The sequence below is a fragment of the Dysgonomonas sp. ZJ279 genome, assembly GCF_011039205.1.
In the GTDB taxonomy this organism is placed as follows: domain Bacteria; phylum Bacteroidota; class Bacteroidia; order Bacteroidales; family Dysgonomonadaceae; genus Dysgonomonas.
The window spans coordinates 1-3698 of sequence record NZ_JAAKEL010000044.1; the positions used below are offsets into that span (position 1 = coordinate 1).

Annotated in this window: 5 protein-coding genes; all 5 read right to left on the reverse strand. The window is 41.0% G+C overall.

Annotated features, from left to right (window positions below; all coding sequences use genetic code 11):
• Window positions 1-281, reverse strand: a 281-nt coding sequence (locus G7Y57_RS17645) for a hypothetical protein (RefSeq protein ID WP_165027267.1), incomplete at its 3' end; no start/stop codon positions are given.
• Between the two features lies 1 nt (window position 282).
• Window positions 283-2133 carry a hypothetical protein gene (locus G7Y57_RS17650; RefSeq protein ID WP_165027269.1) on the reverse strand — a complete coding sequence of 617 codons (1851 nt, stop codon included), beginning with the start codon at window positions 2131-2133 and terminating at the stop codon, window positions 283-285.
• Entirely contained in the window at window positions 2130-2318 is a 189-nt protein-coding gene (locus G7Y57_RS17655; protein WP_165027272.1) for a hypothetical protein, read from the reverse strand. Before G7Y57_RS17655 ends, G7Y57_RS17650 begins: the two co-directional genes overlap by 4 nt.
• Window positions 2319-2325: 7 nt before the next feature.
• Complete coding sequence (locus G7Y57_RS17660) at window positions 2326-2868, reverse strand: hypothetical protein (protein ID WP_165027275.1); 543 nt, start codon at window positions 2866-2868, stop codon at window positions 2326-2328.
• 2 nt (window positions 2869-2870) lie between these two features.
• Window positions 2871-3698 (reverse strand): hypothetical protein (locus G7Y57_RS17665; RefSeq protein ID WP_317167546.1); only part of this gene is annotated, 828 nt, incomplete at its 5' end.

A 3698-nucleotide genomic window follows, 5' to 3' on the forward strand; every position in this document is an offset into this window, starting at 1 on the left:
AAGAACGTGGCGAAATTATCGCCTTTCTTTGGCTCATTATCAAATATCAAAGCCTCTATAACTCGCGCATTTGCGCGCTCGTCTATATCGGATGAAACAAGAATAATACTAGTTAACTCGCCATCTTTTGCAATCTCGCCTATCTCTTCGGTCGCATAAACAAATTGCTCTATAACATCTACATTAACGCTGGCTACATCTGTTGTCGAGAATATAACATCGCTTACCGATTGGTCGGTTATAGGCACATTCGGCGCAATGCCATTGTCAAAATCTGCCATATTACATCGGATTTAAAGTTGACACGACTAGTCTAATCTGCATATATACCCCGCTAATATTAAAGGCGGGCAATTGCAAACCGCTTGCACCATTCATAAAATTATAGAAGTCACCGTGCCCAGTTGTTATGTAATACCCTTGTGCATCCGCTTGCATTTCGTTTGATGCCGACGAGTTGTTCGCTAGTAAACAACGCAAATCGTTTGGTATTACTTCAAACCATTGAGGCTTTTGTCTTGTCGCCCAGAATGCCTTATCGGTTGTTTCGCTTGTCGGTGTATAATCCTTTCGCCAACAACGGCGCAAATGACATGCACCTTGCACACTAAAAGTCAACACGGACGAATCGACCAAAAAAGAATCGAAACAAGAATAAACAACCCCTTTATAAGTAATTGTGCCAGTCGTATCATTCAGATTATTTGGTGCAACAAAATACCAATAATTCGCGATTAGTGAACCGCTGGTTATTATATCGGTGGGTAACTCATTCACGACGCGCATTTGTATTGTTTTTTGTACCGCGACATCTTCCACCTTGTAAACTATTGGATTGCCCGATACGGTCGCAAAAGAAGTTACACCAGCAACACCCGAAAAGACATTTTTGCGTGTCGCTAAAGATGTACTGTAAGTTACACCGTTATACGAAACCTCCGCGAATTGCTTATCGGACGAACGCACAACATAATAAGTACTAGGCGCAATAACAGTCACGGCGTTTTTTAGAGTGTCGGTACTTTCAATAAACACACCGTATTTATCCGCAAAAGTATTTACAATATCAAGAAATGTAATATTCTTTTTACCACCGAAATAAATCACCTTAGAATCAATAGTCTCAATGTGTTTATCTGTAACGCCAACCGTCGCCGCTAAACTGATAGAACCGTCAAGAAGCACAAATCCACTTGTTTTATTTGTGCCCGACATAGAGGCTGGAATATTCGGGCTTGCGACAATCGGAACATCTGTTGCCAACAAATCGGAATAACCCAAAAATATACCGCGCTTTGTTTGCCATGCTGCAAGTTCAGAACCTTTTAACACCAAGCTACCATTTACCGACCCTTTTGTAAACATCCAGCGACCGACGGCGTTAGTCTCTTCAAATTCGGAAATAATCGGCAATGTAGCACCTTGTGCCTCGCAACGTCTTACAAAATCGGCGCGTAATTCGACCGCCGTAACACCTACTAAAGGTGTATAAACAGTCTCGTTACCTATCATAAAATTGCACTTATCAAAAGATAAATGATAATCTTTATAAGTCGCAATATCAGACGTGGCGATGAAAACGTCGCACGATTCATAGACACTTAAATTACTTCTGAATGCAGTTGTAGACCTTACAATTGTATTAAAGAATGAGTTGCGCGATAAGCTACCACGCGTCATATCCACAACACCCGTAATTATTGAACGCGTAACATTTGCGACCCCTGCTATTTTAGAAAAGGCAATCGGAAATAAGCAATAAGAAGCCGAAATATTAGCGGCTATACCACTTTGCGCGGTTAAAACTGCATTTGACAATGTTAAATCTTTTAGAGTTAACATGTTCGGGTAATAGTCTACGTATGATGTAAGGTCGACAACCGTTTGACGCGCCCCTTGACCGATAACCAGAGCGCCACCCGAACCGCCCGACGTCAGTTTAATAATATTGTGACCGCCACCAAGAATCAACGCCGCGCGATTTGCTGGTAAACCAACACTTCTTACCGACATCGGTTTTTCTCTGGTCAAGCCGTCACCATTACCCACCGACGAGGCAAAACGAACAGCATCATATATTTGTAATATATTATTACCAGCTGAATCTCTGTAAATTTCTTTAAATCCGCTCATACCTCAATTGTATTTATTATTATACGACCTGTACTAAACCTCACTATCGACACATTGTCAAACTCTGCTATATCTCCATTTTCCAAGTTATTAAACAGTGTTTGAAAGTCTTTAGACTGCTTATCAAACAAAACTAAATCGTCGATCTCGAACGTCTTATCGTCCTTTATTACTTTATATTTCATTGCGCTTTTAATTTAATTTACCGTATAGATACAAGAATGCTTGTATGTCAATAGTTTGGCGGTTGACAAAGAATGTCACAATAGAATTAGCGGCGATGCTAACGTTAATATCTGAATTTACAACAACGACTTGCGAAACATTATCTATTATCAATTCCAAGCGATCAACATTAACCGCTGCAATTTTCGATATTATCATACCCTCAGAAAAAAACATTTGCATTGTCGTATCTTCCATCGCAAACGATATACGGCGTTGCAATTGCAAGGTGGCGGCGGCATCTTCTAACTTTTGAAGCGCATCGTCTACAACGCGGTCTACTTCTGTGAGTGCATTGTTTACAATTCGGTTAACCTCTGTGAGTGTATTATCTAATTGCTGGGTCGTGGCGAAATTGCCTAACACGTCATCCAGCCGATCAATGTTTTCGATTGGTATAGGTTCGTCTTTATGCCAATACGAATCAAGCCACGCCGCGAATTGAGAGGCTAACGGTTTTGCGCCTCGGCGAAACCAGTTTTTTAAAGTGTTTATATCCGTTGTTGCCATAATTAAGGTTTTTGATAGATCATATATTCCAAGTAATATTTTGTGCTGGCATTTGTTTGTGTCGTATCAAAGCCAATACGCACAGATTCAGCCATCCCAGTAGCATTTGAGAAACGGAACGACACCGCCGACAACAGATGCTCTTTAGTATTAAAATATAAATCACTATATGTATCATCGGTTTTTTGATACGCATAAATATTGGCTATAACGCCAATCTTACCAAGTGCCAACTGTTTATTAATATTAATGCGAGGCGCAGGCTGATTATAGACTAGTTCAACAAACCCTTGTTGGAAAATTGACAGAACGCCAGCAGTAGCAGTAGAAACCATTTTACTTGTTGCTAAAACTTCACTATTCGACACCGCTGGGTCGTCGGTCTTAGCGTTCGGCAAATTACCAAGACCTACCTGTGTTTTGGTTACTGCATGCGGATTACTTTTATTTAAGACATGAGTGGCAACCGCTTTACTCGTAGCTAAAATATTAGTATCGTTCACCGCTGGGTCGTCGGTCTTTGCATTGGGCAAATTACCAAGTCCTACGTGTGTTTTGGTTACTGCATGCGGATTACTTTTATTTAAAACGTGAGTGGCAACCGCTTTACTCGTTGCTAAAATATTAGTATCGTTCACCGCTGGGTCGTCGGTCTTAGCGTTCGGCAAATTACCAAGTCCTACTTGTGTTTTGGTTACTCCGTGCGGATTATCAACCCTATTAACGTGATTAGAGATTGCCAGCAACGAATTTAAGCGCGTAAGGCTCGACCATGCAATCGCGCCAGTTCCCGACCCGAATTGACAAAAACGGCTAAACTGTACATTTCT